The sequence below is a fragment of the Micromonospora sp. WMMD1082 genome (genome assembly GCF_029626175.1).
Taxonomy (GTDB): Bacteria; Actinomycetota; Actinomycetes; order Mycobacteriales; family Micromonosporaceae; genus Micromonospora.
On the sequence record NZ_JARUBM010000002.1, the window covers coordinates 1,422,873 to 1,448,005 of the forward strand.

Annotated in this window: 28 protein-coding genes; 15 read left to right on the top strand and 13 right to left on the bottom strand. The window is 73.3% G+C overall.

Translation table 11 applies throughout. The annotated features are described in order from the left end of the window. Positions 1 to 60 precede the first annotated feature (60 nt). From O7615_RS06690 to O7615_RS06700, 3 genes are all read left to right on the top strand, one after another. Positions 61 to 618, top strand: coding sequence for a DUF4190 domain-containing protein (locus O7615_RS06690; RefSeq protein ID WP_278176453.1), 558 nt, complete (start codon positions 61 to 63; stop codon positions 616 to 618). A gap of 140 nt (positions 619 to 758) precedes the next feature. Beyond that, complete coding sequence (locus O7615_RS06695) at positions 759 to 1,583, top strand: SDR family NAD(P)-dependent oxidoreductase (RefSeq protein ID WP_278182000.1); 825 nt, start codon at positions 759 to 761, stop codon at positions 1,581 to 1,583. Positions 1,584 to 1,678: 95 nt separating this feature from the next. Beyond that, positions 1,679 to 2,407, top strand: coding sequence for a GNAT family N-acetyltransferase (locus O7615_RS06700; protein WP_278176455.1), 729 nt, complete (start codon positions 1,679 to 1,681; stop codon positions 2,405 to 2,407). A gap of 16 nt (positions 2,408 to 2,423) precedes the next feature. On the opposite strand, the gene O7615_RS06705 is transcribed toward O7615_RS06700, so the two are convergent. Further along, positions 2,424 to 3,386, bottom strand: a complete 963-nt coding sequence (locus O7615_RS06705; RefSeq protein WP_278176457.1) for a DMT family transporter — start codon at positions 3,384 to 3,386, stop codon at positions 2,424 to 2,426. A 106-nt stretch (positions 3,387 to 3,492) separates the two neighbouring features. Here O7615_RS06705 and O7615_RS06710 point away from each other — a divergent pair, with 106 nt between their 5' ends. After that, positions 3,493 to 4,203 carry an HAD family hydrolase gene (locus tag O7615_RS06710; RefSeq protein WP_278176459.1) on the top strand — a complete coding sequence of 237 codons (711 nt, stop codon included), beginning with the start codon at positions 3,493 to 3,495 and terminating at the stop codon, positions 4,201 to 4,203. Positions 4,204 to 4,236: 33 nt separating this feature from the next. Here the strand turns inward: O7615_RS06710 and O7615_RS06715 are convergent, their stop codons facing one another. Both O7615_RS06715 and O7615_RS06720 read right to left on the bottom strand, forming a co-directional pair. Then, complete coding sequence (locus O7615_RS06715) at positions 4,237 to 4,740, bottom strand: hypothetical protein (protein WP_278176461.1); 504 nt, start codon at positions 4,738 to 4,740, stop codon at positions 4,237 to 4,239. A gap of 40 nt (positions 4,741 to 4,780) precedes the next feature. Beyond that, on the bottom strand, positions 4,781 to 5,650 hold the full coding sequence (locus O7615_RS06720) for a PhzF family phenazine biosynthesis protein (RefSeq protein ID WP_278176462.1): 870 nt from the start codon (positions 5,648 to 5,650) through the stop codon (positions 4,781 to 4,783). 81 nt (positions 5,651 to 5,731) lie between these two features. Between O7615_RS06720 and O7615_RS06725 the strand changes: the two genes are divergently transcribed. From O7615_RS06725 to O7615_RS06735, 3 genes are all read left to right on the top strand, one after another. Next, positions 5,732 to 7,039 (top strand): CBS domain-containing protein, encoded by a 1,308-nt coding sequence (locus O7615_RS06725; protein WP_278176464.1) that lies wholly within the window; start codon positions 5,732 to 5,734, stop codon positions 7,037 to 7,039. Continuing rightward, positions 7,036 to 7,665 carry a DUF1003 domain-containing protein gene (locus O7615_RS06730; RefSeq protein WP_278176465.1) on the top strand — a complete coding sequence of 210 codons (630 nt, stop codon included), beginning with the start codon at positions 7,036 to 7,038 and terminating at the stop codon, positions 7,663 to 7,665. Before O7615_RS06725 ends, O7615_RS06730 begins: the two co-directional genes overlap by 4 nt. Before the next feature lie 65 nt (positions 7,666 to 7,730). Further along, the gene (locus O7615_RS06735; RefSeq protein ID WP_278176466.1) at positions 7,731 to 8,879 is read left to right on the top strand and encodes an Mrp/NBP35 family ATP-binding protein; all 1,149 of its coding nucleotides are present in this window, start codon (positions 7,731 to 7,733) and stop codon (positions 8,877 to 8,879) included. A gap of 74 nt (positions 8,880 to 8,953) precedes the next feature. Here the strand turns inward: O7615_RS06735 and O7615_RS06740 are convergent, their stop codons facing one another. Next, positions 8,954 to 9,367: a preprotein translocase subunit TatB gene (locus tag O7615_RS06740; protein ID WP_278176467.1), complete on the bottom strand. Its 414-nt coding sequence runs from the start codon at positions 9,365 to 9,367 to the stop codon at positions 8,954 to 8,956. 72 nt (positions 9,368 to 9,439) lie between these two features. Then, on the bottom strand, positions 9,440 to 10,762 hold the full coding sequence (locus O7615_RS06745; protein WP_278176468.1) for a trypsin-like peptidase domain-containing protein: 1,323 nt from the start codon (positions 10,760 to 10,762) through the stop codon (positions 9,440 to 9,442). 197 nt (positions 10,763 to 10,959) lie between these two features. On the opposite strand from O7615_RS06745, the gene O7615_RS06750 reads away from it, so the two are divergent. Beyond that, positions 10,960 to 11,634, top strand: coding sequence for an O-methyltransferase (locus tag O7615_RS06750; RefSeq protein WP_347405075.1), 675 nt, complete (start codon positions 10,960 to 10,962; stop codon positions 11,632 to 11,634). A 13-nt stretch (positions 11,635 to 11,647) separates the two neighbouring features. Here the strand turns inward: O7615_RS06750 and O7615_RS06755 are convergent, their stop codons facing one another. After that, on the bottom strand, positions 11,648 to 13,114 hold the full coding sequence (locus O7615_RS06755; protein WP_278176469.1) for a leucyl aminopeptidase family protein: 1,467 nt from the start codon (positions 13,112 to 13,114) through the stop codon (positions 11,648 to 11,650). A 147-nt stretch (positions 13,115 to 13,261) separates the two neighbouring features. Next, the gene (locus tag O7615_RS06760) at positions 13,262 to 13,429 is read right to left on the bottom strand and encodes a DUF3117 domain-containing protein (RefSeq protein ID WP_013283866.1); all 168 of its coding nucleotides are present in this window, start codon (positions 13,427 to 13,429) and stop codon (positions 13,262 to 13,264) included. A gap of 190 nt (positions 13,430 to 13,619) precedes the next feature. Between O7615_RS06760 and O7615_RS06765 the strand changes: the two genes are divergently transcribed. Together O7615_RS06765 and O7615_RS06770 are read left to right on the top strand one after the other, a co-directional pair. Further along, complete coding sequence (locus tag O7615_RS06765) at positions 13,620 to 14,444, top strand: PaaX family transcriptional regulator C-terminal domain-containing protein (protein ID WP_278176470.1); 825 nt, start codon at positions 13,620 to 13,622, stop codon at positions 14,442 to 14,444. Beyond that, positions 14,441 to 15,232, top strand: a complete 792-nt coding sequence (locus O7615_RS06770) for an enoyl-CoA hydratase-related protein (protein ID WP_278176471.1) — start codon at positions 14,441 to 14,443, stop codon at positions 15,230 to 15,232. Before O7615_RS06765 ends, O7615_RS06770 begins: the two co-directional genes overlap by 4 nt. 16 nt (positions 15,233 to 15,248) lie before the next feature. On the opposite strand, the gene O7615_RS06775 is transcribed toward O7615_RS06770, so the two are convergent. The 4 genes from O7615_RS06775 to O7615_RS06790 are packed head-to-tail and all read right to left on the bottom strand — an operon-like array spanning position 15,249 to position 17,670. Further along, on the bottom strand, positions 15,249 to 15,872 hold the full coding sequence (locus O7615_RS06775; RefSeq protein WP_278176472.1) for a hypothetical protein: 624 nt from the start codon (positions 15,870 to 15,872) through the stop codon (positions 15,249 to 15,251). Positions 15,873 to 15,876: 4 nt separating this feature from the next. Beyond that, positions 15,877 to 16,467: a DNA-3-methyladenine glycosylase I gene (locus O7615_RS06780; protein ID WP_278176473.1), complete on the bottom strand. Its 591-nt coding sequence runs from the start codon at positions 16,465 to 16,467 to the stop codon at positions 15,877 to 15,879. A 52-nt stretch (positions 16,468 to 16,519) separates the two neighbouring features. Further along, a complete protein-coding gene (locus O7615_RS06785) occupies positions 16,520 to 17,017 on the bottom strand; it encodes an SRPBCC family protein (protein ID WP_278176474.1) in 498 nt (165 codons plus the stop codon). Beyond that, complete coding sequence (locus tag O7615_RS06790; RefSeq protein WP_278176475.1) at positions 17,014 to 17,670, bottom strand: DivIVA domain-containing protein; 657 nt, start codon at positions 17,668 to 17,670, stop codon at positions 17,014 to 17,016. Before O7615_RS06790 ends, O7615_RS06785 begins: the two co-directional genes overlap by 4 nt. A gap of 142 nt (positions 17,671 to 17,812) precedes the next feature. On the opposite strand from O7615_RS06790, the gene folP reads away from it, so the two are divergent. Then, positions 17,813 to 18,682: a dihydropteroate synthase gene (folP, locus tag O7615_RS06795; protein WP_278176476.1), complete on the top strand. Its 870-nt coding sequence runs from the start codon at positions 17,813 to 17,815 to the stop codon at positions 18,680 to 18,682. Positions 18,683 to 18,693: 11 nt separating this feature from the next. Here the strand turns inward: folP and O7615_RS06800 are convergent, their stop codons facing one another. Then, the gene (locus O7615_RS06800; RefSeq protein WP_278176477.1) at positions 18,694 to 19,071 is read right to left on the bottom strand and encodes an NADH-quinone oxidoreductase subunit A; all 378 of its coding nucleotides are present in this window, start codon (positions 19,069 to 19,071) and stop codon (positions 18,694 to 18,696) included. 124 nt (positions 19,072 to 19,195) lie between these two features. On the opposite strand from O7615_RS06800, the gene O7615_RS06805 reads away from it, so the two are divergent. The 3 genes from O7615_RS06805 (at position 19,196) to O7615_RS06815 (ending at position 23,827) form a co-directional block, all read left to right on the top strand. Continuing rightward, positions 19,196 to 20,692 (top strand): hypothetical protein, encoded by a 1,497-nt coding sequence (locus O7615_RS06805; RefSeq protein ID WP_278176478.1) that lies wholly within the window; start codon positions 19,196 to 19,198, stop codon positions 20,690 to 20,692. A gap of 257 nt (positions 20,693 to 20,949) precedes the next feature. Next, the gene (locus tag O7615_RS06810) at positions 20,950 to 22,797 is read left to right on the top strand and encodes a 2-oxoacid:acceptor oxidoreductase subunit alpha (RefSeq protein WP_278176479.1); all 1,848 of its coding nucleotides are present in this window, start codon (positions 20,950 to 20,952) and stop codon (positions 22,795 to 22,797) included. Next, positions 22,790 to 23,827: a 2-oxoacid:ferredoxin oxidoreductase subunit beta gene (locus O7615_RS06815; RefSeq protein ID WP_278176480.1), complete on the top strand. Its 1,038-nt coding sequence runs from the start codon at positions 22,790 to 22,792 to the stop codon at positions 23,825 to 23,827. The genes O7615_RS06810 and O7615_RS06815 overlap by 8 nt, the downstream gene beginning before the upstream one ends. Positions 23,828 to 23,909: 82 nt before the next feature. Here O7615_RS06815 and O7615_RS06820 read toward each other — a convergent pair whose 3' ends face one another. Next, on the bottom strand, positions 23,910 to 24,557 hold the full coding sequence (locus tag O7615_RS06820; RefSeq protein ID WP_278176481.1) for an NAD(P)H-dependent oxidoreductase: 648 nt from the start codon (positions 24,555 to 24,557) through the stop codon (positions 23,910 to 23,912). A gap of 84 nt (positions 24,558 to 24,641) precedes the next feature. On the opposite strand from O7615_RS06820, the gene O7615_RS06825 reads away from it, so the two are divergent. Further along, the gene (locus O7615_RS06825; protein ID WP_278176482.1) at positions 24,642 to 25,124 is read left to right on the top strand and encodes a MarR family winged helix-turn-helix transcriptional regulator; all 483 of its coding nucleotides are present in this window, start codon (positions 24,642 to 24,644) and stop codon (positions 25,122 to 25,124) included. The last annotated feature ends 9 nt before the right edge of the window (positions 25,125 to 25,133 follow it).

Here is a 25,133-nt window from a genome sequence, read left to right on the forward strand (position 1 = left end):
CGATGTGCGCGGCGATGACTACCCTGACTGCGCCACAACAGCGCGACGGAAGAGAGCCCGATGACACAGCCCCCGCCGTCCGGCGGCTGGCCCGACCCCGCGTCGACCGGCCAGCCGTCCAGCCCGCCCGTCGACCCGACCCTGCCGGTGAGCCCGCAGCCGCAGGTGCCGGCGCAGCCCACCGGGTACGACCCGTACCAGCCGGCCGCCGACCCGTACGCCGGCGTGCCGGCGGACCCCGGCTCACCGCAGGCCGCCGCGCCGTACCCGCCCGCCGGCTATCCACCGGCCCCGCCCGCCGGTTACCCGCCGGCCCCGCCCGGCTACGGCTATCCCCCGCCGCCCGGCTACGGCTATCCGCAGCAGCGGACGAACTCGCTGGCCATCGTCGCGCTGGTGCTCTCCCTGATCGGGGTCGGTTCGTGCATCACCGCCCCGATCGGCGCGATCATGGGGCACGTGGCGATGCGCCAGATCCGGGAGACCGGCGAGGGCGGCGAGGGGATGGCGAAGGCGGCCATCATCGTCGGCTGGATCCTCACCGGCCTGCTCGCCCTGGTGATCATCGGCTACGGCGTGGCGATCGCCTTCGCCATCGCGAACTCGTCCTCCGTCTGACCGCCACGCCCGCCCCGGCCCGAGGTCTGGGCGGGCGTGCGCGGAGACCGGCGACAGCGCCGGGCCCGCCTGACTTAACGATCACTAAGACGTTGGTGACGTCACGGTAACCTCATGCCGTGACCGCGGTGAATGGACCTGTGGCAGATCGCACCGACCGTCGACTGGTGGTTATCACCGGGGCCAGCTCCGGCATCGGACTGGCCGCCGCGATCGACCTGGCGCGTCGCGGTGACCAGGTGGTGCTCGTCGGTCGCGACCCGTCCCGGCTGCGGGTCGCGGCCGACGAGGTACGCGAGGCGTCCGGGGAGCGGCCCGAGGTGTTCCGGGCCGACTTCGCCGTCCTCGACGACGTCCGGCAGTTGGCCGCGCAGCTGCGCGCCGCGTACGACCGGATCGACGTGCTGGCCAACAACGCCGGCGCGATCGTGCTGCAACCGGTCACCACCGTCGACGGCTTCGAGCTGTCCATCCAGGCCAACCACCTGGCTCCCTTCCTGCTCGGCAACCTGCTGGCCGACCGGGTCCGTCGGATGGTGGTGACCGCCTCCGGCGCGCACCGCAGCGGCGCGCTCGACCCCGACGACCTCAACGCGCCGCTGCGCCGCTACCGCCCGCTGTCCGCGTACGGCACCAGCAAGCAGGCGAACATCCTGTTCACCGCCGAGGCGGCGCGGAGGTGGCCGCGCGTCGACTCGTACTGCTTCCATCCCGGGGTGGTGCGGACCCGCTTCGGCAACGAGAGCCGGGTGGTCGCCCTGGGCATGCGGCTGCTGCCCCTGCGCGGGCCGGTCAAGGGTGCGCGGACGCTGGTGTGGCTGGCCAACCAGGACCGGTCCCGCCTGATCAACGGCGGCTACTACTTCGACTGCCGCCCGCGCCGCCCGTTGCGCAGGGCGGCCGACCCGCGACTCGCGGCGCGGCTCTGGATGGCCAGCGCCGCCGCGCTCGGCATCCCCGCCTGACCCGCGGGCCCGCCGGCGCTGGCCCGCCCGATGCCGCAGCGGAGGCAACAGCAACGGGGTCGCGGGGATCGAGGGAGCGTTGCGATACTCCGGCCATGAGCACCCAGGAGAACCATGCCGGCGCCAGTCTGCGCGTGCTCGGCAAGGACGCGGAACTGGCCGCCCGGCTGGACGCCGAGCTGACCGCCTTCAACCAGCAGGCCACCGGGGCCGGCGACGAGGCGGACCTCTCGGTGCGGGTCACCGGCGGAGACGGTGAGCTGATCGCCGGGCTGACCGGGTGGAGCTGGGGTGCCTGTGCCGGGATCAACATGGTCTGGGTCCACGAGGAGCGCCGCGGCGAGGGCTGGGGCGGGCGGCTGCTGGCGGCGGCCGAGCAGGAGGCCCGGCGGCGGGGTTGCACCGAGATCTCGGTCGCCTCATTCTCCTTCCAGGCCCCGGGCTTCTACCGTCGGCACGGCTATCTCGACACCGGCCGTCGGGAGGGCATCCCGGGCGGCCACGTCGACCACCATTTCTGGAAGTCCCTGGTCACCGACCCGGCCGCCGCCGTGCGCCTGGTCGCGTTGGTGGCGATGCCGCCCGACGGGGTCGAGGTCGGCCAGCGGTACGAGGACACGGTGCTCGCCCTGCTGCCGCGCCACGGTGCCCGGCTGGAGCGGCGACTGCGTACCGGCGACGGGCGTAGCGAGGTGCACGTCATCCGGTTCGACACCCGGGCCGGCTACGAGGCGTTCCTGGCCGATCCGGAGCGGACCGCACTGCGGACGAGCCTCGGTGAGGCCGCGCCGGAGACCCGCGTCCTGGAGGTGCACGAGGTCTGACCGGGGGCCGCCGGTGTCACTCGCGGACCGGGGCCGCGTCCGCCGGGACGGCGGTGCTGACCCGTGCCGTACGCCGGGCCGTCCTGGCGGTGGACAGCACCACCACGGCGACGCCGACCAGCAGCAGCGACAGGCCGGGCAGCGTCACCGGGTCGGGCAGCTGGCCCAGCCACGCCCAGCCGATCAGGGCCGCGCCCGGGGCCTCCAGCAGGATCAACACGCTGACCGTGGTGGCCGAGATCCGCCGCAGCGCGTAGCTGAACATCGAGTGGCCGAGCAGCTGGGCACCGGCGACCAGGGCGAGCACCGCCAGCCAGGTCCCGGTGTCGAAGCCGCCCAGCGGCACCCGGCCGACCAGGCAGACCACCAGCAGGATCAGCCCGCACACCCCGTAGCAGATCGTGGTGTAGGTGGCGGTGCTGACCGTGACCCGGGCACGCTCGCCCAGCGCGGTGTACACCGCCGCGAACAGACCACCGGCGAGCGCCAGCAGGTCGCCGGTGAACGCCTCGCCGGAAACCGTGAAGTCCGCCCCGGTCGCCAGCACCGCCCCGACGACCGCCACCCCGATCCCGGCCCAGACACCCGCCGGCAGCCGGCGACCCTGGGCGCGCGCGATCAGGCCCTGCCAGACCGGCTGCGTGGCGACCAGGGCCGTCGCCGCGGCGACCGAGGTGAGCTTCGCACTCGGCATCCAGGTGGCGAAGTGCGCCGCCAGCGCCACCCCGGAGAGCACGCAGAACATCCCCTCCCGCCGGCCGACCCCGGTGACCAGGGAGCGGAACTCGGACCGCCGGCGGGCCAACGCGAAGGGACTCAGCACGGCGACCGCGAGCACGTTGCGCCAGAACGCGACGGCGAGCGCGGGCGCGGCGGCGAAGGCGATCAGCGGCGCCGACGACGAGACGGCGACGACGGCAACGGCCAGCGCCGCGCCGGTCAGCAGGTTCAGCGGCGGGCGCGGGGATTCGGGGGGCACGAGATGCAATCCTCACACGGCGCCGGTCACCACTTTCCGTCAGCATTCGGTTACGATCATGCGCGTTCTCGTCGGGGCTCTCGTGATCGCCCGGAGGCAGCTCCCCATGCCCAGGTTCCAGGCGGTGCTGTTCGACTTCTTCGGCACGCTGACCCGTCCGGTCCAGCGTGGCGCCGGGCACCGCACCACCGCCGAGCTGCTCGGCTGCCCGCCGGACACCTTCGTGGAGGTGCTCGACCGCAGCTTCTACGAGCGCGCCAGCGGGCGCTTCGGCAGCGCCGAGGCGACCCTGCGCTGGGTGTGCGACCAGGCCGGCGTACGCCCGCCGGAGGAGGCGCTGCGGGCGGCGGTCGCCCTCCGGCACCAGGCCATCCGCGCGGACACCCGGCTGCGCGAGGAGGCGGTGCCGACCCTGCGGGCGCTGCGGCGGCGGGGCGTGCGTACCGGTCTGATCAGTGACTGCACCCACGAGCTGCCGCTGTTCCTACCAGGGCTGGCGATCGCTCCGCTGCTCGACGTCCGGGTCTTCTCCGTACAGGTGGGACGGTGCAAGCCGGACGCGGCGCTCTACCTGGCCGCGTGCACGCGGCTGGGCCTGCACCCGCGCAACTGCCTCTACGTGGGTGACGGCGGCAGTCAGGAGCTGACCGGCGCGCAGCGCGCCGGGATGAGCGCCGTCCGGCTGGCCGCACCCGACCTGGTCGACCACCTGGTATTCAACCTCGACGCCGGCTGGTCCGGTCGGGTGATGACCAGTCTCGGTGAGGTGATCGACCTGGTCGAGGAGGTCACCACCCCGGTGGGCGCGCCGTGGTGAACTCGGTCGGGCACGATCGGCTGCGCGGCGGCGTCAACGACCCCGGACGCGGTGCAACCGGAACGGCTTGCGGGTGGCCCGGGTCGCCGGCGACGGCCGGGGCGGCTCGGCCAGCGAACCGGCGGGCAGTTCGGCGCCGTGCACCGGCTCGCCGCCGGGAGCGAGTCGGACCAGTGCGCAGCCGTCGGCGGCCCAGCGGGCCACCAGGTCCGCGGTGGAGCCCCGGGCGTTCAACCGCTTGGCACCCACCAGCGGGGCCAGCGTGTCCCACTCCTCGGTGCCCGGGGTCACCCGGGTCACCCGCGCCGGCCAGGTGACGATCCGGCCACCATGGTCACCGCGCAGCGTCACCCGGGCCTCGTCCGCCTCGGCCAGCCCGGGCGCGGACTGCTCTCCCGGGCCAGTGACCACGAACAGGGCATTCTCCAGGGGTACGCACCACAGGGCGTGCGACGGGCCGTCGGCCACCCCTACCCAGGCCACCGAGGCCTTCTTCATCGCCTCGTCGACCAGGGCGCTCTCGTGCTCGTCGGTCATCGCCGCATCCTCTCGTACCCGGGCCGGTCCGCGCCGACGGTCAGCCGACGAACGGCGGGATCAGGATCTCCCCCCGCGCCACCGGCATCACCTGGCCGGCGACGCTCGCACCCAACACCGTGCCACCGGCCGCGGTCACCGTGCACGCCAGCGAGGACGGCCGGCCCATCTCGGCACCCTGGCGGACGGTGTACGACGATCGCCCGTCGCCGGGCAGCAGGCCGCTGGCGACCAACCACACCCCCAGGCCGAGCCCGGCGGATCCGGTCGCCGGGTCCTCGGGCACACCGAGACCGGGCACGAAGACCCGGACATGCGCGGTTTGCGCGGCGGCGTTCCAGGAGAAGACGCTGACATGATCGATTCCGTACCGCCGTGCCGCCACCGGGTCGACCTGGGCCCGGGCCAGCGCGTCGGGGCGTACCGGCAGGAACGGGAACTCCAGGCCGCAGCCGGCCACCCGAGGCGCTGGACCGAGGTGGTCGTCGGCACCGAGCCCGACCATCTCCAGCAGCGGCTCCGGATCCAGCTCGGGCCCGAGGGTGGGGCTGCCACCGGTCAGGGTGGCCGCGCCGTCGGTCACCTCGATCGGCAGCACCCCGGCGCCACACTCCTGGGTGACCTGTCCCACACCGAACAGGCCCCGCCGGCAGGCCGTCACCGCGGCGCCGACGCTGGGGTGACCGGCGAACGGCAGTTCGTCGACCGGTGTGAAGATCCGGGCCCGGTAGGTGGCGCCGACCTGGGTGGCGGGCAGCACGAAGACCGTCTCCGAGAGGTTGAACTCCCGGGCTATCGCCTGCATCTGATCGGTGGCCAGCCCGTCGGCGTCGAAGACCACCGCGAGCGGGTTCCCCGCGTACGGCCGGTCGGTGAAGACGTCCACGATCTCGTAAGCCAGGGTCGACATGGTGATAAACACTAGGCCCTCGGACGTCCGTCGACGTCGCAGCGCGGCGAGGACGCCGACGGACGCCCTAGGCTGGTGCCCGTGAGCACGCCGACCCGGGTCTACCTCGCCCGCCTCGCCGGAGTCGCCGTCTTCGACCCCAACGGCGACCAGGTGGGCCGGGTACGCGACGCGGTGGCCCGGCTGCGGGCCAGCCAACGACCGCCCGAGGTGGTGGGACTGGTCGCCGAGATGCCGATGCGCCGACGGATCTTCCTCTCCATCAACCGGATCACCACCATCGACGCCGACGCCGTCGTGCTGGGCAGCGGCACGCTGAACCTTCGCCGGTTCGAGAAGCGCCCGAACGAGCTGCTGGTGCTCCAGGAGCTGCTGGATCGCCGGGTGCAGATCGCCCCGGAGGGCCGGGCCGCGGCGGTGGTGGACGTGGCGATGGAGTGCAGCCGGGGCGGCGAGTGGTCCCTGACCCGGGTCGCCGTACGCGAACAGACCGGCCGGCTGGCCCGCCGGGGCAACCTGCACCAGGTCGAGTGGGACCAGGTACGCGGGCTCAGCGGCGTCGCCGACACCCGCGGCACCGCCAACCTGCTGGCCGTGCTGGAGGAGATGCGCCCGGCCGACCTGGCCAACGCGTTGCAGGATCTCCCCGACGCCCGGCGGAACGAACTCGCCGCGGCCCTGGACGACGAGCGGCTCGCCGACGTGCTGAGCGAGCTGCCCGAGCGTGACCAGGTCGAGATCCTCGCCGCGCTGGACCGCGAACGGGCCGCCGACATCCTGGAGGAGATGGACCCGGACGACGCCGCCGACCTGCTCGGCGAGCTGACCCCACCGGAACAGGACGTGCTGCTCGACCTGATGGAGCCCGACGAGGCCGACTCGGTGCGGCAGCTGTTGAAGTACACCCCGGGCACGGCGGGCAGCGTGATGACCTCCGAACCGGTGATCCTGCCCCCGGACGCGACCGTGGCGGAGGCCCTCGCGCGGATCCGGGAGCCGCAGCTCTCCCCGGCGGTGGCCGCGCAGGTGTTCGTGGTCCGCGCGCCGATGGCCACGCCCACCGGCCGCTACCTGGGCATGGTGCACTTCCAGCGGCTGCTCCGCGAGCCCCCGGCCGACCTGCTCGGCGGGGTGGTGGTCAACGACATCGATCCGCTGCGCCCGACCACCCCCCTGCCGGAGATCACCCGCCGGATGGCCACCTACGATCTGGTGGGCATGCCGGTGATCGACCGCAACAACCGACTGGTGGGTGCCGTCACCGTCGACGACGTGCTGGACCATTCGCTGCCGAGGGACTGGCGGGACCGGGACGCGACGACGGGCGGCAATCCGGATGCGGCGACGAGGGCGGCCGCCCCCGACGCGGTGACGGACGGTGATCGATGAGCGAGCAGCGACGGGCGGAACGCCTGGACCTTCCGCGCGAGCCCCGCGGGCTGAAGCTGCCCCGGGTGGACCAGGAGACCTTCGGCCGCTGGGCCGAGGGCATCGCGCGCGGCATGGGTACGGCGAACTTCATCGTCTACATGACGCTGGTCATCACCGCGTGGTTCGTCTGGAACACTCTCGCCCCGGCGGGGCTGCGCTTCGACCCGTACACCTTCACCTTCCTCACCCTGGTCCTGTCGATCCAGGCCTCGTACGCGGCACCGCTGATCCTGCTGGCACAGAACCGCCAGGCCGACCGCGACCGGATCGCGCTGGACGAGGACCGCCGCCGGGCGACCATGCAGAAGGCGGACACCGAGTACCTCGCCCGCGAGATCGCGGCGCTGCGGATCGCGCTGGGTGAGGTGGCCACCCGGGACTTCGTCCGCTCGGAGCTGGCCCGGCTGGCCGAGGAACTGGACGAGGCGGCGCACCGCCGGCAGCGGCTGGAGCGCCGGCAGCGGGAAGGGCCGGGCATCCAGACCGGCGGTGACGGGCTGGAGGAGCCCCGCGACGAGGTGGACGGCGACCATGCCGGTGACGGGCGTCACGACGTCGAGGCGCCGCGGCGCCCGGAGAGCTGATCGACTCGCGCACACCCCGGTTACTGGCGCCGGTCGCGGAGGGCGACCGACGTAGCATTGCGGGCATGTCAGCTCCCGTCAGCACCGTCAACGACGCCGTCCAGGCCGCCCTGGCCACCGTCAACGACCCGGAGATCCGCCGGCCGATCACCGAACTCGGCATGGTCCGCTCCGCCGAGGTCGGCGACGACGGCGTGGTCCGGGTCGAGCTGCTGCTCACGGTCGCCGGTTGCCCGCTGAAGGACAAGCTGCGGACGGACATCACCGCCGCGGTGAGCGCGGTGAGCGGGGTCACCGGCGTCGAGATCGAGTTCGGCGTGATGAGCACCGAGCAGCGCCAGGGGCTCCAGGCGAAGCTGCGCGGTGGCGGCGCGACCGAGGAGCCGGTCATCCCGTTCGCTCAGCCCGGCTCCCGCACCCGGGTCTACGCGGTGGCCAGCGGCAAGGGCGGCGTGGGCAAGTCCAGCGTCACGGTGAACCTGGCCGCCGCACTGGCCGCCCGGGGCCTCTCCGTCGGCGTGGTGGACGCGGACATCTACGGGCACTCCGTGCCCCGGATGCTCGGCGCGGACGGCCGCCCCACCCGCGTCGAAGACATGATCATGCCGCCGCAGGCGCACGGCGTGAAGGTCATCTCGATCGGCATGTTCACCGCCGGCAACGCGGCCGTGGTCTGGCGCGGCCCGATGCTGCACCGCGCGTTGCAGCAGTTCCTCGCCGACGTCTACTGGGGCGACCTCGACGTCCTCCTCCTCGACCTGCCCCCCGGCACCGGCGACGTGGCCATCTCGCTGGCCCAGCTGCTGCCGAACGCCGAGATCCTGGTGGTCACCACCCCGCAGGCCGCCGCCGCCGAGGTGGCCGAGCGGGCCGGCGCGATCGCCCTGCAGACCCACCAGCGCGTGGTCGGCGTGATCGAGAACATGTCCTGGCTGGAGCTGCCGGACGGTTCCCGGATGGAGATCTTCGGGGCCGGCGGCGGCCAGACGGTGGCCGACTCGCTGACGCAGACCATCGGCGCGCAGGTGCCGCTGCTGGGTCAGGTGCCGCTCGACACCCGGGTCCGCGAGGCGGGCGACGACGGCAACCCGATCGTGCTCGCCGAGCCGGATTCCCCGGCGGCGAAGGCGCTGGGCCAGGTCGCCGACCGGCTCGCGCTGCGCCGTGAGTCGCTGCTCGGCAAGCCGCTGGGCCTCAAGCCGGCCGGCCGCTAAGCGGGTCGCCGCTGGCCGGCTGGGCGCTGGTCCGGCCGATCGCTGACCCGATCGGCCGCTGAGCCGGCCGATCGTCAGGTGACCTCGTCGTAGCTGGCGGCGCGCGGGGCCGGGGCGGCGGGAGGTGCCGACGAGGTGCCGGGCCGGCGCGGGTCCGCCGCGTTGGCGACGTCCTTGAGTTCGTTGTGCACACCGGTGACATCCGCCCGGAGGTCGTCGTAGACCCCCTGCAACGGCTTGCGGAGCGCCTGCTCGTCCTCCTCGCTGAGCAGGTGCTTGCGGATGAACGCCTTGGGGTGCAGATCCTCCAGCTGGATGTCGGTGCCCAGCTCCTTGCTCAGGTCGCTGGTGGCGCTGCGGGCCATGTTGCGAAGGTTGCGCACCATCCGCAGCCCGTCGCTGATCACCGCCGGCAGCCGGTCGCCGAAGATCAGCAACGCGAGCAGCAGCAGCGCTCCGACCTCCCACACGTTCAGATTCTCGAACACCCTCGGCCTCCTCCCCCGGCTACCGCAGCCAGAGTACGCACGTCGGCGGCCCGGCCAGAAGAGGGTGACGGGTCACTTCGCGTCCGCGGCGAGGGTCACCGAGGCGTTCTGCCGGGTGGAGCCCCGGCGGTACTCGACGGTCACCACCGAGCCGGGCGCGTGCTTGCGGACCAGGGCGATCAGGTCGGTCGGCTCGGTCATCGGGCGCCCGTTGAGCCTCAGGATCACGTCACCGGCCCGCAGCCCCGCACCGGCGGCCGGGCCGGACGGCTCGACCGTCGAGAGGCGTACCCCGGCGCCGCTCGTGCCCGAGCCGGGCCCGCCGACCTGAGCGCCGATCACCGTACGGCGAGCCTTGCCGGTGCCGATGATGTCCTGCGTGATCCGTTTCGCCTGATTGATCGGGATGGCGAAGGCGAGGCCGATGTTGCCGGCCTCCTGGCCGTCGGCGACCAGGGACTTGATCGTGGAGTTGACTCCGATGACCCGTCCCGCCGCGTCGACCAGCGGGCCGCCCGAGTTGCCGTGGTTGACCGCGGCGTCGGTCTGGATCGCGGCGTAGTAGCGCGTCGGGCCGCCCGGGTCGCCGGCGTGCATCGTCCGGTCCAGGGCGCTCACGATTCCCGCGGTGACCGTGTTCGCCAGCGACAGCGGTGAACCCATGGCCAGCACCGGGTCGCCCACGGCCAGCGCGTCGGAGTCGCCGAACTCGACCGGGCGCAGCCCACTGCGGGAGACCTTGATCACTGCGATGTCGGACTCCGGGTCCTGGCCCACCACCGTCGCCGCGGCCGAGCTGCCGTCGTTGAAGATCACGGATGCCTTACCGGTGCCGCCGGCGACCACGTGATCGTTCGTGATCACGTGCCCGTCGGCGCTGGCGATGAACCCGGACCCCTCGCTGGTGCCGCCCAGACCGGCCACCCGGACCGTGACCACGCTGGGCAGGACGCGCTCCGCGACCCCGGCCAGCGACTCCGGCGGGCGCTGGGCGAGCGTGGGCGCGGCACCGGGAGCCGCGCCGAGCACCGCACCGCCCGCACCGCCCCGGACGGCGAACGCGTAGCCGAGAGCGCCACCGAGCGTGCCGGCGAGCAGGGCGGCCATCAGCGGAATGAGCAGGATCTGGTGCAGCCGCGTCCGTCCGGGCGCATCCGGATCGGTGACCGGTTCCGGCTCGGTGCCGGCGATCGGTGCGGCCGGCAGCACCACCGCCGCCGGCGCGTACGGATCCCGCCACGGGTCGGCGAGCGCGTCGGACCACCACGGCGACGCGGCGCCGTGGCCGCCGTCGCCCGGTGTCGTCGGCGCGCCCGCCGACGGATGCCCGGGCCCCGGCTGTCCCGCCGGTGCCCCGCTCGCGCCGGGCCGGCGCCAGTCCCAGCCGTCGGTCACTCGGTGCCTCCCACACTCCGTCCCCCGGTATCCACCATCCGCGATCCGGCGCCGCCGGGGTGCGGTCGACGGGATACCGCTTCCAGGATTGCACGGATGCGCCGCGCGGGGTCAGCGGTTGTCACCGCGGGTGGATGCCCCGCTGCGCTCGTGGCAGACCACATCTAGAGTCACAGTGCCCACCCGCCCTGCGCATCATGCTCGTCGCCCGGAGGTGTCCCATCGCCACGGTCGCCGGTTCCGGCAGTTCGACGAACCCGGCCCTGCAGTTCGCCGAGTCGTACGTCACGGAGGACCTCGTGCTGCGGACCGCGCGCAGCCTCGCCCGCGAGGTCGGCCTCGACGCGGTCACACCGGGTGCGGGCGCCGCGTTGCGCCTGCTCGCCGCCGCGGGCAATGCCCGTGCGGTGGTCGAGATCGGCACCGGCACCGGTGTCAGCGGCGTGTGGCTGCTGCGCGGTATGCGCGCCGACGGGGTGCTCACCACCATCGACGTGGAGGTGGAGCACCAGCGGATCGCCCGGCGCATCTTCGCCGAGGCCGGTTTCGTCTCCGGCCGGACGCGGATCATCACCGGCCGGGCGCTGGACGTCCTGCCCCGGCTCGCCGACGGCGCGTACGACCTGGTCTTCGTCGATGCCGACGCGACCGGCTTCACCGCCTGCGTGGACGCCGCGCTGCGGCTGCTGCGGCCGGGGGGTGTGCTGGTGCTCAACGGTGCGCTCGCCGGTGGCCGGATCGGCGACCCGGCGGCCCGCGACGCGGAGACGGTGACCGTACGCGAGACGGTGAAGGCGATCCGCGAGTCGGAGCACTGGATCCCGGCGTTGCTGCCCGTCGGCCACGGGCTGCTGGCCGCGGTGCGCTGCTGAGGGACGGCCGGCGTCAGGACAGCGTCGCCAACCAGCGCAGCAGCCCGCGTACGCCCCAACCGGTCGCGCCCCGGGTCAGCTCGGCGTCGTCGCGCTCGCACCAGGAGGGCGCGGACATGTCGATGTGCAGCCACCGCTCGCGCAGGTCTCCGGTGAACTCCCGCAGGTAGAGGGCGGCCAGCACGGAGCCGGCGCCCTGCGTCGGGGCGCTGTGCAGGTCGGCCAGGTCGCTGCCGAGGTGCTCGACGTAGTCGGCGGGCAACGGCATCCGCCAGGCGAACTCGCCGGCGGCGTCGATGGCCGCCAGCAGATCCTTGGCGAGCTGGTCGTTGTCGCTGTAGAGGGCGCCGGTGCGGGTGCCGAGCGCCACCGCGTTGGCCCCGGTCAGGGTGGCCAGATCGATGAGCAGATCGGGTTCGAGCTCCCGGACGGCGTACGCCAGCGCGTCGGCGAGGACCAGGCGGCCCTCGGCGTCGGAGTTCGTCGTCTCGCTGGTCACCCCGCCGTAGTGTCGGACGATGTCGCCGGGCCGGAACGCGGCTCCGCTGACCATGTTCTCGGCCAGCGGGGCGAGCGTGGTGACCCGGACCGGCAGCCCCAGCGCCGCCGCGCCGAGGGTCGCCGCGACGACGGCGGCGGCCCCCGCCATGTCTTTGCGCATCAGCTTCATCGCCGGCACCGGCTTGATCGAGATGCCGCCGGTGTCGAAGGTGATGCCCTTGCCGACCAGCACCACGTGGGTACGGGCGTCCGCCGGATGCCAGTCCAGCTCGACCAGGCGTGGACCGCTGGCCGATCCGCCGCCGACGGCGAGGATGCCACCGAAGCCCTCGGCGGCCAGTTCCTGGGGCGCGCGGACCCGCAGCCCGAGCCCGGGCAACTCGGCGACGGCCTCGGCGACCTGGGCGGCGAACCACTGCGGGTTCTTGACCGAGGAGGGCATGTTGGTGAGGTCCCGGGCCAGGCGGGTCATCCGCGCGGTGGTCCGGGCCACCTCGACGGCCTGCTCGTACGCCCCGGGGACGGCGACCGCCAGGTCGACGCCGGCCAGCGCGGGGGCGTCGGCGTCGGCGCCCAGCCGGAACCGGTACGAACCCAGCAGCAGCCCTTCGACCAGGCCCCGCACCGCCTCGGACGATGCACCGTCCGGCATCGCTACTGTGATATGAGTCTCATCTCTTGCCGCCCGGGCCAGCGCCGCGCCACCCGCCCGCCAGGCGGCCTCGTCCCCTGCACCGACCCCGAGCAGCAGCAACCGGTCGGGGGTACGCCCGGGTCGCAGCTGCGCACGGACCTCGCCGGCACGGCCCTCGAACCGTGCCATCGGGATCAGCGCGGCCGCCTCGTCGGCGACCCCGTCGGGCAGCGTCACCCCGGTCTGGACCGGCTCTGCCGGTGCGTCGTCGGTGGCGCCCGGCCGCACGGGCAGGGCCAGGGTGTCGAGCCGGTCCGGCTCGGCGGTCAGACGGATGGCGAGCACGCGGAGCCGTACCTCCCGGGGAAGATCGCGGGGTGGGTGGCCCGCGCGATGGTGTGCAGGCCCTGAGTCACCGGCGGAACCGGTGACTCAGGGCTAGGCCTAGACGAATCGTCTGCGGCCGCGAGCGCCGCCGACGAACCACCATGATCAGCCGGCGGCCGCCTTCAGCGCGTCACCGAGAGCGGTCGCTTCGTCGGGAGTCATCTCGACGACGAGCCGGCCACCACCCTCCAGCGGGACCCGCATGACGATGCCCCGGCCCTCCTTGGTGACTTCCAGCGGACCGTCGCCCGTCCGCGGCTTCATCGCCGCCATGTTGTCTCCCCTCAGACCTACACCAGGGTCGGTGGGTTGCCCCACAGCCACTTCGCCATGACCACCCGCAACCTGCATGTGGGTGTCGACCAACGATTTTCCCTGATGAACACCGCCGGACCCAAACCGAAGCAGCATTGATGTAACAGCATCTAGCTTATCCCGAGACGGCCTGTCACAATGTGCGGTCATGCAGGCACGGTCGGCACTCTTCGACCTGTACGGCGACCACCTCCGGCCCCGGGGTGGCCGCGCACCCGTTGCCGCCCTGGTCAAGCTGCTGGCACCGCTCGGCATCGCCCCGCCCGCCGTGCGGACGGCGGTCTCCCGCATGGTGCGCCAAGGCTGGCTCGAACCGGTCAAACTGACGTCCGGGCCCGGATATTCGATCACACCGAAGGCGGCCCGCCGGCTGGACGAGGCCGCCTCCCGGATCTACCGCACCGGCCGGGTCACCTGGGACGGGCGCTTCGACCTGCTGGTGCTGGACGCGCCGAGCGCGCGCCGCGACCGCCAGCGGCTCGCCGCCAACCTGCGGTTCCTCGGCTACGGCACGCTGGACGAGCAGACCTGGGTGGCCACCCGCCCGGCCGAGGACGTCGACCTGCTGCTCAGCGAGGCGGGCGTGCGCTTCGAGCGGTTCAACGCCGCGCACGCCGCCGGCACGCCGGGCGCGATGGGCCTGGTCCGCCGGGCCTGGGACCTGGCCGAGATCGGTCGGGCGTACGAGCGGTTCGTCGCCGACCAGCGGACGCTGCTGACCGGCGTCACCGCCCGCAGCGGCGACGAGGAGGCGTACTCGGCCCGATTCCGGCTGGTGCACGCCTGGCGTACCTTCCTCTTCCGGGATCCGCAGCTGCCGCCGGCGCTGCTGCCCGAACGCTGGCCCGGCACCGCCGCGGCCGGCTTCTTCGACCGGCACGCCGCCCGGCTCCGGCCGGCCGCCGACCGCTACGTCGAGCAGTGCCTCGACGGCGGACACCGGATAGCCCGACAGAAGGGTCGCCACACGTGACCGAGCCGCTGCTCGTCGATCGCACCGACGCCGTCACCACCCTCACCCTGAACCGCCCGGCGGCGATGAACGCGCTCGACGTGGCGCTCAAGGAGGCGCTCCGGGACACCCTCGCCGAGCTGGAGTCCGACCGGAGCTGCCGGGCGGTGGTGCTCGCCGGCGCCGGTGCGTCGTTCTGCGCCGGTCAGGATCTGCGCGAGCACGTGAACACCCTCCAGGCCGGCGTCGGGAACCCGCTGGACACCGTCCGTGCGCACTACAACCCGATCGCGGCCCGGCTGGCCAGCCTGCCCAAGCCGGTGGTGGCCGCGGTCCGCGGGATGGCCGCGGGGGCGGGCGCCTCGCTGGCGTTCCTGGCCGACATCCGCATCGGCGGGCCGTCGACCAGCTTCCTGATGGCGTTCGCCAAGGTCGGGCTGGCCGCCGACACCGGCGCCTCCTGGACCCTGCCCCGGCTCGTCGGCCACGCCAAGGCCGTCGAGCTGCTGATGCTCGCCGAGCCGGTCCGCGCCGAGGAGGCGTGCCGGCTGGGACTGCTCAACCGGATGGTGGACGACGACGAGAGCGTGCTGCCCACCGCCCAGGAACTCGCCGCCCGACTCGCCGCCGGCCCGACCGTGGCGTACGGGGCGATCAAGCGCCAGCTCTCGGTGGCCGACGCCGGCACCCTGGCCGACGCGCTGGCCGCCGAGGCACAGGCCCAGACGATCTGCGGCGGGACCGCCGACCATCGCGCGGCCACACTGGCCTTCGTCGACAAGCAGAAGCCGGTCTTCGAGGGCCGCTGACCGTCGCCGAGCCGGGTCAGTCGTCCTCTTCCGGATCCTGGTTCGCCTCGGCGCCGAGCACGAACGCCTGCATGGCCAGCTCGTCGCCGGAGGGTGAGACGAAGGCGGGCAGCTCCCGGGGGCCGAGCTCCTGAACGTATGCCCAGAACAGCCGCACCGCCTCGGCCGGCGAGTCGGCCTCGATCGGCAGATCCAGGCTCACCAGCCAGTTGCGGCGCAGCGGCGCCGGGCCGAGCTGGTCGACCAGCGCGCGGAACGTCGCCGGGTCGAGCGCGGTGACCGGCCCGCCGAGGATCAGCGCGTCGGCCGGCACCGGCTCGTCGAAGGCCCGCCGGGTGTACGCCACCACCAGCGCGTCGGGCGCCCGGTCGGACTGCGGGTCGTCAGGATCCTCGGGGCGGCGAGCGGTCGGACCGGCGACCCGACCCACCGCCACCAGCCGGGGCGGCTCGTCGGCCAGCACCGCGACCTGATCATTGAAGCGGGGCAGGGCGACGCCGTCCAGGCCCGTCAACTCCAGTGTGTCGTGGTGGACGAGCCGCTCGGCGTCGTACCGTCCGGCGGGCAGGAGCACCGCCCAGGTGCGCGTGCCGTCCGCGTGGCTCGCCCCGTTCGCCCGGTGCGCGGTGTCGGTCGTCATGCCCTCATCCCATCACGCCCACCCCGGACGGCTCGACGTGGCAGCCTACGAGATGGTCGTCGACCATTCCGGTGGCCTGCATCAGCGCGTACGCCGTGGTCGGGCCGACAAACCGGAAGCCACGCTTCTTGAGCGCCTTGGCCATCGCCGTGGAGGCGTCGGTCAGCGCGGGCACGCCGGCCGAGGAGCCCGGTCGGGCCCGGCCGGGCGGCGGGGCGAACGACCAGAGCAGCGCCGACAGCCCCTCCGGCAGCTGCTGCGCGGCCCGGGCGTTGGCGATCGCCGCCTCGATCTTGGCCCGGTTGCGGACGATGCCCGCGTCGGCGAGCAGCCTGGTCACCTCGGCCTCGCCGTAGCCGGCCACCGTGTCGATCCGGAAGTCGGCGAAGGCCGCCCGGAAGGCCGGCCGCTTGCGCAGGATGGTCAACCAGGACAGCCCGGACTGGAACGCCTCCAGCGTCATCCGCTCGTAGAGGGCGTCGTCACCGTGCAGCGGGCGGCCCCACTCGGTGTCGTGGTAGATGGCGTAGTCGGGGGTGCTCGCGCCCCAGCCACAACGGGCCAGCCCGTCGGCACCGATCACCAGTTCAGTCACGACATCCAGGCTAGGCGAGCCCTCCGACAGCCGGCCACCGCCGCAGCCGCGGTCAGGGTAGGCGGCCCTGCTCGACCTGGCGGGCGAACCTGCGCAGCGCCTGGGTGAGGCTGAACTTGGAGCCGGGCCAGAGCACCGGCCAGGCCACCCGCCCGGCCGGGCCGCCCGGCAGGTGGAACCATTCGTGCCAGACCACCTGGCTGCGGCCGCTCGCCAGCTGGGTGCAGCGCAGCACACCCGGGCCCCGCAGCAGCGTGCCGCAGTGCACCACGCCGATCTCGTACGGCGCGTCCACCCGGACCACCCGCATCCTGTCCCGGAGCACCGCCGGGCCGAGCGAGGTGACCGCCTCGACCAGGCTCCCCTCGCCGCCGTCGCCCTCGACCACCCGGACGGTGGTGAACGGGATCCAGTCGGACTGCCGCTCCCATGCCAGCAGGGCGGCGAAGACCCGCTCCGCGGGCGCGTCGACGATCACGGTGGCGGTGACCTCCCCGGCGCCGGGTTGGGCCGCCTCGCGTAGATCGTCGGCGCCGTCCGGGCCGCTCACGCCGACTCCGACCGGACCACCGGACCGCGCGGCCCGGCCTCCGGTGGCCCGGCATCGGCCGGCTCGTCACCCCCGGCCTGGCCGTTGCTCCCGGCCGGCTCCGCCACCGCGGTGTCCGGCTCCGCCACTGCCGCGTCCGGCTCCGCCACCGCAGTGTCCGGCTCCGCCACTGCGACTTCCGGCTCTGTCGCCGCCGCAGCCGTCGGCTCCGCCGCCCCGGCCGGCACGCCCGCGGCGTCCGTGCCCCCGGCTTCCGCCGTCGTGCCGACCCCCCCGGTCGGGACGGTGGCCGCTCCGGCGGACTGCTCGCGGGCCCGCCGCAACGCGTCGGCCTCGCTCGTCCGACCCTCCCGCAACGCGGCCACCTCGGCCTCCAGCACCCCGATCAGCTCCGTCTTGTAGCCGATGTCGTACGCCGCCCGGCGCATCGCCTGGTCGACCTGGGTCATCCGGTACCCGCGCAACGCGGTGTCGAAGCGCACCTCGCCCACATCCGACTCGCGCAACGGCCGGTCGCCGGGCAGCGGCACCGCGCGACCGTCCGCCTCGGCCGGCACCAGACCGGGATCCCGACCGGTGACCAGCACCGTAACGCCGAACACCACCGCCGCGACGGTGACCGCCACGACCAGCAGGAGCAGAAGCTGACCCATGCACTGATCGTGGCACGCCGAGCGGAACCGAGCGACCCCACCCGGCGCGGCGTACCGGACGGGGCACCCGGCCAGCGACCGGATAGCGTCACCCTGGCGGCGGCGTGATCGGCCGGCGGCGTACGGCGATGGAGGAGGCGGCGTGGCCGGGGTGCTGCGGCTCGGAGGTCGAACGTTCGGCGCCCACGACCTGGTGGTGATGGCGATCGTCAACCGGACCCCGGACTCGTTCTTCGACCGGGGCGCGACGTACCACGCCGACAGTGCCCTGCGGGCGGTGGAGCGCGCGGTCGACGAGGGTGCGGACATCGTCGACATCGGCGGGGTGAAGGCCGGGCCGGGTGCCGAGGTGGACGTCACCGAGGAGATCCGTCGCACGGTCGGCACCATCGCGGCCGTCCGGGCCGCCTTCCCGGCGGTCGTCATCTCGATCGACACCTGGCGCGCCGAGGTCGCGGTGGAGGCGGTGGCGGCCGGCGCGGACCTGCTCAACGACACCTGGTCGGGCGCGGATCCGGCGCTGGCGCGGGTCGCCGCGCAGACCGGAGTCGGGCTGGTCTGCTCGCATGCCGGCGGGCTCAGCCCGCGGACCAGGCCGCACCGGGCGGCCTTCGACGACGTGGTGGCCGACGTGGTCACGACGGTGACCGGGCTCGCCGAGCGCGCGGTGTCGCTGGGCGTACGCCCCGACGGGATCCTCATCGACCCGGCGCACGACTTCGGCAAGAACACCCGTCACTCGCTGGAGATCACCCGGCGGCTCGGTGAGCTGGCCGCCACCGGCTGGCCACTGCTGGTCGCGCTGTCGAACAAGGACTTCATCGGCGAGACGCTGGACCTGCCGGTCGCCGAGCGGCTGGAGGGAACACTCGCCGCGACGGCGGTCTCGGCCTGGCTGGGCGCTCGGGTGTTCCGGGCCCATCAGGTGCGCCCGACCCGCCGCCTGCTGGACATGGTCGCCGCCATCCAGGGCCACCGCCCGCCCACGCTCACCCGCCGCGGGCTTGCCTAAGGGTGACCGGGTCAGGTCCAGCGCAGGATGTTGCGCCGCCAGGCGTAGAGCAGGCCGAGGGCGAGTACGCCGACGAAGATCGCCATCTCCACCACCGTGACCAGCCCGAATCCGGGCCGGTCGAAGACCACCGCCCAGGGGAAGAGGAACACCGCCTCGACGGCGAACAGGACGTAGAGGTAGGCGTAGACGTAGTAGCGGATCTGCATCTGTGCCCAGTCGCCACCGACCGGGTCGATCCCGCATTCGTAGCTGGCGCGCTTGCCGGGTGGGTCGGCCGGGCGGGCGGGCCGCAGCACCCGGTTGGCCGAGAACGCGACCACGAGGAAGAGGACCCCGGCGAGCAGCAACAGCCCGAGCGTCGCGTACGAGCCCAGGTAACCGGTCACGGTCGATCAGCGTACCGGCCCGGTGGAGACGCCGCCGCGTCGCGAACCTATTTCCACCTGGGACTAGTGTCCCAGGGCAACTTCCGACCAACATGGGATCACCACCACCAGCACCGGAGGATCCATGGTCCGTCTGCACGGACGACCGGCCAGGCCGACGACCGGCTGGCGTCGCGCCGTGGCGTCCGCCCTCGCCATCGGCCTGGCGACCGGCGCCGCGGTCGCGGTGCTGCCGGGCGCGGCGGCAGCCGTGCCGCCGGTGAGTGGGGAAGCCGAGCCGGGCCCGTACCACCCACCCGCCGAACCGACGGACGAGCCCGAGCCCACGTCGCCTCCGCCCACGGTGGAACCCCCGGTCGAGACGAGTGCGCCGCCAACACCGTCGGCGTCGCCCACGCCGAGCGCCACCACGGCCGCGCCGGCGCCGAGCAGCGGCCCGCCCGCCGTCACCCCGCCCCGGCCCACGTACTCCCCGCCGGTCCGGCCGCCCGGCCCGACCCTCGCGCCACCCGTCTCGGCCGGGGTCCGGGTCACCACCGGCGATATCACGCTCCCCGCCGGTTACTGGAAGGCCGCCAGCACGGTGACCACCCTGCAGGTCACCGTCACCAACACGGGCTCGGCGAGCGCCGGTATCCGGCTCACCTACCGCCTGCCGCCGGGAATCGCCGACGCCGGCACGCACGGTTGCGCCGCCGCCGGGAACCGGGAGTACCGCTGCGCCCAGTGGACGGCGGCGCCGGGCGCGCGGTTCAGCACCCGGTTGCGGGTACGGGTCGACGGCGACGCCTGGCGCGGGATGCCGCTGGCCGGATCGGTGCGGGTGACGGCCACCGGCGCAGCCGGGACCGCCAGCGACGACGAGGGCTTCGCCGTGCTCTTCCCGCCCGGCCCACCCGCGCCCGGGATCACCATGCGGGCCGGCGAGGTCACCTTCGACGTCGATGGCGCCGGTGCCGCGCTCACCCTCCGGCTGGGCAACACCGGTCGGGTCGACGCCACGGGTCGGGTCGACGTGGTGCTGCCCGCCGGGATCACCGTGCCGGCACCACCGGCCGGCTGCGCCGCGACGGCGGCGACGCGTACCCGGTGCGACCTCGGGTCCGTTCCGGCGGGGCGTACCGCGCACCTGCGGTTGCCGCTGGCCGCGACGCCGCAGGCCCGCCGCGACGCGCCGCTCTCCGGCGCGGTGATCGGTCGGCTCGCCCCCCGGAACGGCACCAGCCAACGGATGCAGCTCAGCTTCCGGATCACCGCGGTGGCGCCGGAGGAGCCCGCGGTGTTGCCGCCGCCCGCACCGGTGGACGCACCGAGCGTGCGCCCGGCCGGGGCCGCGCCCGACGGCCGCGACGGACTGACGCCAGCACAGCGGCGGGCGGTGTTGCTGAGTGCGGTCTCGGTGCCACTGACGGTGCTCGTCCTCGGGCTGGTCATCGCGTTGCGCCGCCGGGCTACCGCACCGGACAGCGTGGCCGGCGAGGTCATCGGGTCGGCGCAGCCGGAACACCGCACACCAGCGGAAAACCCGACCGGCGCCCGGCCGGCACCGGAGGGCGGGATCTGGTTCCGACCCGGCAGGCCAGCCAGATCGCGCGACCGGCCGGGCTGGGACGCGCGGTGATCTGGATTACGGCGAGCCGGGCGAAACATCGCAAGGGACCATATAAACCCTCACATTTCGATCCCAGTCGGCGGACCTCCGGGGCTGGCACGGCCCCGAACCGACGTAGGCTCTCGGGTGAGGAATGACAGGCGGGCCGGACGTTCACGGACGGCCGGTACAGCGGCGCGTCAAGGAGGTCTCGTGGCCGGGCAAGGCGGGGTCACCATCCAGTTCAGCCGGCCGCGCCACGGCGCGCAGCGAAGCGAGGTACGGCCGTGACCAAGCAGATCCGCCAGCTGGAACGGGTGGTCATCCGATTCGCCGGCGACTCCGGCGACGGCATGCAGCTGACCGGGGACCGGTTCACCTCCGAGACCGCGCAGTTGGGCAACGACATCTCCACGTTGCCCAACTTTCCCGCCGAGATCCGCGCTCCCGCCGGCACCCTGCCGGGTGTGTCGAGCTTTCAGGTGCACTTCGCCGACTACGACATCCTCACGCCCGGCGACGCGCCGAACGTGCTGGTCGCGATGAACCCGGCGGCACTCAAGGCGAACCTCGCCGACCTGCCGCGCGGGGCCGACATCATCGTCAACACCGACGAGTTCACCCGGCGCAACCTGGCCAAGGTCGGCTACGCGAGCAGCCCGCTCGACGACGACACGCTCGACGGCTACGCGGTGCACCCGGTCGCGCTGACCTCGATGACGATCGGGGCGCTCGCCGACCAGGATGTGTCCAAGAAGGACGCCGAGCGGGCCAAGAACATGTTCGCCCTCGGCCTGCTCAGCTGGATGTACTCCCGGCCGTACGAGTCGACCCTCCGGTTTCTGGAGCGCAAGTTCGCCAAGCGGCCCGAGCTGGTGGCGGCCAACATCGCCGCGTTCAAGGCCGGCTGGAACTTCGGCGAGACCACCGAGGACTTCGCCGTCCGGTACGAGGTGAAGCCGGCCAAGATGCCGCCCGGCACCTACCGGAACATCACCGGCAACGCCGCGCTCTCGCTCGGCCTGGTCGCCGCCGGGGTCCGCTCGGGCCTGCCGGTCTTCCTCGGTGCGTACCCGATCACTCCGGCCTCGGACATCCTGCACGAGCTGAGCAAGCACAAGCGGTTCGGCGTGACCACCGTGCAGGCCGAGGACGAGATCGCCGCGATCGGCGCCGCCCTCGGCGCGTCGTACGGCGGCGCGTTGGGCGTGACCACCACCAGCGGCCCCGGCGTGGCGCTCAAGGGCGAGACGATCTCCCTCGCGGTGGCGCTGGAGCTGCCGCTGCTCATCGTCGACGTGCAGCGGGCCGGGCCCTCCACCGGCATGCCGACCAAGACCGAGCAGGCCGACCTGAACATGGCGCTGTTCGGCCGGCACGGCGAGGCGCCGGTGGCGGTGATCGCGCCGAAGTCACCGTCCGACTGCTTCCACGCCGCGCTGGAGGCGGCGCGGATCGCGCTGACCTACCGCACCCCGGTGATCCTGTTGTCGGACAACTACGTCGCCAACGGCTCCGAACCGTGGCTGCTGCCCGAGGTGGAGTCCCTGCCGGACCTGCGCGTCGAGTTCGCCACGCAGCCCAACGGCGAGGACGGCACGACCTTCCTGCCGTATCTTCGCGACCCGCAGACGCTGGCGCGGCCGTGGGCCGTCCCGGGCACCCCGGGGCTGGAGCACCGCATCGGCGGGCTGGAGAAGGCCGACAAGACCGGCGACATCTCGTACGACCCGGCGAACCACGACTACATGGTGCGGACGCGGGCCGCCCGGATCGAGACGATCCCGGTGCCGGACGTCGAGGTGGAGGACCCGGACGGCGACGCCCGGGTGCTGGTCCTCGGCTGGGGCTCGACGTACGGCCCGATCGGTGCCGCCTGCCGGGCCCTGCGCCAGCGCGGGCTGCCGATCGCGCAGGCGCATCTGCGGCACCTCGCCCCGCTGCCGGCCAACCTGGGTGCGATGCTGGGCTCCTACGACCGGGTGGTCATCCCCGAGATGAACCTCGGCCAGCTCGCCCACGTGATCCGGGCCCGCTACCTGGTCGACGCGATCGGCTACAACCAGGTCCGCGGCCTGCCGTTCACCGCCGCCGAGCTGGAGACGATGCTGGAAGAGGTCCTGAAGAATGTCTGAGCCCGTCGCCCTCAAGCTCACCACCAAGGACTTCAAGTCCGACCAGGAGGTGCGCTGGTGCCCCGGTTGCGGCGACTACGCGATCCTCGCCGCCGTCCAGCAGTTCATGCCGGAGCTGAACATCCCCCGGGAGAACATCGTCTTCGTTTCGGGGATCGGCTGCTCGTCGCGCTTCCCGTACTACATGAACACCTACGGGATGCACTCGATCCACGGGCGGGCTCCGGCGATCGCCACCGGCCTGTCCGTCTCCCGGCCGGACCTGTCGGTCTGGGTGGTCACCGGTGACGGCGACGCGCTCTCCATCGGTGGCAACCACCTGATCCACGCGCTGCGCCGCAACGTCAACCTCAAGATCCTGCTGTTCAACAACCGGATCTACGGCCTGACCAAGGGGCAGTATTCTCCCACCTCCGAGGTTGGCAAGATCACGAAGTCGACGCCGGTCGGTTCGGCCGACGCGCCGTTCAACCCGCTGTCGCTGGCGCTCGGCGCGGAGGCCACCTTCGTCGGCCGGACCATCGACTCCGACCGCAAGCACCTCCAGTCGGTGCTGCGCGCCGCCGCCGAGCACGAGGGCTCGGCCTTCGTGGAGATCTACCAGAACTGCAACATCTTCAACGACGGCGCGTTCGAGCAGCTCAAGGAGCCCGGCACCCGGGACGACTACCTGATCCGGCTGGAGCACGGCCAGCCGATCACCTTCGGCTCCGACGGCCAGTTCTGCGTCGTGCACCCGCCGGGTGGCTTCGGCCTGGAGGTACGCGACACCGCGTTGACGCCGGCGGAGGAGATCGTCGTGCACGACGCCGGCGTCGCCGACCCGGCATACGCGTTCGCGCTGTCCCGGCTGCCCGGGTTCGACCTGCGCAACACCCCGATCGGTGTCTTCCGTTCGGTGCGCCGCCCGTCGTACGACAGCGTGGTGCAGGGGCAGCTGAACGACGCCCGGGCCACGGTGACCGAGAGCCCCGAGCGGCAGCTGGCCGACCTGCTGGGCAGCGGCGACACCTGGACGATCGTCGGCTGACGCGTACTCACCGGCACGCGGAGGGCGGGCCGTTCCGTCGCGGAACGACCCGCCTTCGCATGCTGGCAGGGCCCCGTGCCGGTCAGGCCGCCGCCGGGATCGGCGCCCATAGCTCGTCGATGGCCCGCTCGGCCGCGGAGAGGCTCTCCTCGTGCAGCGGGACCAACTCGGCCATGGCGGGTACGACCGGGGCGAGCGTGAGCTCGGCGGCGATGAAGCGCGGCGCCAGGCCGGTCTGCGAGAGGCCGTGCGGCAGCCAGGTCTCCGCGTGGTCCCAGCCCTCGCGCGGGGTGCCCGCGCCGTAACCGCCGCCCCGGGACGTGACCACGACGAACTGCCGGTCACCGAGCAGCCCGGCGCCGGTCTCCGGGTCGTACGACAGGCCGGGTGCGATGAGCAGGTCGACCCAGGTCTTCACGCTGCTCGGCACGCCGTAGTTGTAGAGCGGAAGGCCGAGCAGGACGGCGTCGGCCCGCTTCACCTCGTCCACCAGTTCCTCGCTCAGCTCCCAGGAGCGGCGCTGCTCCGGGGTGTGCTGCTCGGCCGGCACCATCCGCGCCAGGCCACCGGCCTCGTCGATGTGCGGCAGCGGATCCCTGCCCAGGTTGCGGTAGGCGACCGTGCCGCCGGGGTGAGCAGCCTGCCAGACGGCGGCGGCGCGGGCGGTGAGCCGCCGGCTGACCGACTGCTCCCCCCGGATGCTCGAGTCGATGTGCAACAGGTGCGGCATTGGATAATCCTCCACAGATCGTTTGTGTAACGCCAACCATTTATACCAGGGTAATGTTTCGCCCCGTTGGGTAAACTGGGTCACATGTCTTCCGGGCCGGCCGCACAGACGGAGCGCCGTTCCGGCGCGCTGCTCGACTACCTGGCCCGGCGAATGCGGCTCCGGTCGGAGTCGGTGTTGGCGCCGCTCGGCCTGCGCCCCCGGCATCTCGTCGCGCTCACCGTGCTGCGGGACGCGGGCGACACCAGCCAGCAGGGGCTCGCCAGCACCCTGCAGATCGACAGCACCAACATCGTGGGCCTGCTCAACGACCTGGAGACGGCGGGGCTGGTCGAGCGGCGACGCTCACCCGAGGACCGCCGACGGCACGTGGTGAGCCTCACCGCGGCCGGCGTGACCCGCCTCGACGAGGCCGAATGCGCCCTGGCCGGCGTCGAGGACGAGGTCCTCGGCGCGCTCGACCAGGCCGAGCGCGACACGCTCTACGACCTGCTGCGGCGGGCGACCAGCGAGACACCGGCGAGTTGTGCGGCAGCGGCCGGGCAGGACCCGGACGCCCTCTGTTGACCCGCGATC

What these genes read in the sequence shown, in the direction of transcription:
- O7615_RS06690 (WP_278176453.1), top strand. Translation starts at nt 61, where the DNA reads ATGACACAGCCCCCGCCGTCCGGCGGCTGGCCCGACCCCGCGTCGACC.
- O7615_RS06700 (WP_278176455.1), top strand. Translation starts at nt 1,679, where the DNA reads ATGAGCACCCAGGAGAACCATGCCGGCGCCAGTCTGCGCGTGCTCGGC.
- O7615_RS06710 (WP_278176459.1), top strand. Translation starts at nt 3,493, where the DNA reads ATGCCCAGGTTCCAGGCGGTGCTGTTCGACTTCTTCGGCACGCTGACC.
- O7615_RS06715 (WP_278176461.1), bottom strand. Translation starts at nt 4,740, where the DNA reads ATGACCGACGAGCACGAGAGCGCCCTGGTCGACGAGGCGATGAAGAAG.
- O7615_RS06720 (WP_278176462.1), bottom strand. Translation starts at nt 5,650, where the DNA reads ATGTCGACCCTGGCTTACGAGATCGTGGACGTCTTCACCGACCGGCCG.
- O7615_RS06730 (WP_278176465.1), top strand. Translation starts at nt 7,036, where the DNA reads ATGAGCGAGCAGCGACGGGCGGAACGCCTGGACCTTCCGCGCGAGCCC.
- O7615_RS06735 (WP_278176466.1), top strand. Translation starts at nt 7,731, where the DNA reads ATGTCAGCTCCCGTCAGCACCGTCAACGACGCCGTCCAGGCCGCCCTG.
- O7615_RS06750 (WP_347405075.1), top strand. Translation starts at nt 10,960, where the DNA reads ATGCTCGTCGCCCGGAGGTGTCCCATCGCCACGGTCGCCGGTTCCGGC.
- O7615_RS06760 (WP_013283866.1), bottom strand. Translation starts at nt 13,429, where the DNA reads ATGGCGGCGATGAAGCCGCGGACGGGCGACGGTCCGCTGGAAGTCACC.
- O7615_RS06765 (WP_278176470.1), top strand. Translation starts at nt 13,620, where the DNA reads ATGCAGGCACGGTCGGCACTCTTCGACCTGTACGGCGACCACCTCCGG.
- O7615_RS06775 (WP_278176472.1), bottom strand. Translation starts at nt 15,872, where the DNA reads ATGACGACCGACACCGCGCACCGGGCGAACGGGGCGAGCCACGCGGAC.
- O7615_RS06790 (WP_278176475.1), bottom strand. Translation starts at nt 17,670, where the DNA reads ATGGGTCAGCTTCTGCTCCTGCTGGTCGTGGCGGTCACCGTCGCGGCG.
- O7615_RS06805 (WP_278176478.1), top strand. Translation starts at nt 19,196, where the DNA reads ATGGTCCGTCTGCACGGACGACCGGCCAGGCCGACGACCGGCTGGCGT.
- O7615_RS06815 (WP_278176480.1), top strand. Translation starts at nt 22,790, where the DNA reads ATGTCTGAGCCCGTCGCCCTCAAGCTCACCACCAAGGACTTCAAGTCC.
- O7615_RS06820 (WP_278176481.1), bottom strand. Translation starts at nt 24,557, where the DNA reads ATGCCGCACCTGTTGCACATCGACTCGAGCATCCGGGGGGAGCAGTCG.
- O7615_RS06825 (WP_278176482.1), top strand. Translation starts at nt 24,642, where the DNA reads ATGTCTTCCGGGCCGGCCGCACAGACGGAGCGCCGTTCCGGCGCGCTG.